This is a genomic window from Streptomyces sp. NPDC006691, from assembly GCF_042869955.1.
GTDB lineage: Bacteria > Actinomycetota > Actinomycetes > Streptomycetales > Streptomycetaceae > Streptomyces.
On record NZ_JBIAGW010000055.1, the window covers coordinates 1 to 1,287 of the forward strand.

The 1,287-nt window shown below is 68.2% G+C and carries 1 pseudogene; it reads left to right on the top strand.

Annotated features, from left to right (window positions below):
• The first annotated feature begins 375 nt into the window (after positions 1-375).
• A pseudogene (locus ACFYNP_RS38360) lies at positions 376-1,287 on the top strand (IS5 family transposase).

Genomic DNA, 1,287 nt, shown 5'->3' on the forward strand with positions numbered 1-1,287 from the left:
TAGGGCTTGTCTGACAAATGATCACCGAGCGTGTGCGTGCTCCGTCCAATTGCCTTGCCGTCCTGACGTCAGCCAGTGATTCTGGGCAGGTGCCAGGACAGGGGAAAAGAAGGCGGCGGCAAGAGGACGCGCGGCAGCGGCTTGCTGCTCGCACCGCGTCGGACGCGGGACAGTGGGAAGTGGTTGTTGAGACTCCGGACCAGGCGGAGATGCGTACGACCTTGCGCCTTCTTCGGGAAGCAGGAGTCGACGGGTCGATGATCCGGATCGACACGCTGTGCGGACGCTTGGCGGTGCCGACCACCTACCGGCTGAGCCGTTTCATCACGGACCCCGCGCGAAAGTCCGAGCACGAGCACTCTGATCATTGATCTTGTGGCAGGTCGAGGTGAGTTGACGGAAGCGGCGTGGGGGCGAATAGAGCCCTTGTTGCCGCGGGTGGATGGGCGTGGCCGTCCGTGGCGTGATCACCGGCAGGTGGTCAACGGGGTGCTGTGGCGGCTGCGGACCGGGGCTCCGTGGCGCGATCTGCCCGAGCGGTACGGACCCTGGCAGACCGTCTACGAGCGGTTCGCCCGCTGGGAAGCGGACGGGACCTGGGCGAAGTTGCTGGAACACGTCCAGGTCCGCGACGACGCGGTGGGCCGGGTGGAATGGACCGTCGCCGTCGATTCCACGGTCAACCGTGCTCACCAGCACGCCGCCGGTGCCCGCAAAAAGGGGCCGCAGACGGGGACGAACTGGAAGATCCGGGCCGCTCGCAGACGCGCCAGGCCCTCGGCCGGTCCCGAGGCGGGCTGACCACCAAGGTCCACCTCGCCGTCGACGGCCGGGGCCTGCCCCTGTCCGTCGTGCTCACGCCCGGCAACGTCAACGACGCCACCGCCTTCAGTCAGGTCCTCGACGGGATCCGCGTTCCGAGAGTCGGCACCGGCCGCCCGCGCAGGACGCCAACCCGAGTCCTGGGCGACAAGGCCTACTCCAGCCGGGCGATCCGGCACCTGCTGCGGCGCCGCGGTATCGCCGTCACGATCCCCGAGCGCCGCGATCAAGCGGCCAACCGCTGGCGCCGAGGGCGCCTCGGCGGCCGGCCGCCCGCCTTCGACGAGGAGGTCTACCGCGAGCGCAACGTGGTCGAACGATGCTTCGCACGCCTCAAGCAGTTCCGCGCGATCGCGACCAGATTCGACAAGCTCGCCGACCGCTACCGTGCCGGAGTCGTTCTGGCCTCGCTGATCCTCTGGCTCCGCGAAACCAGTTCGTGATCATTTGTCAGACACCCCCTAG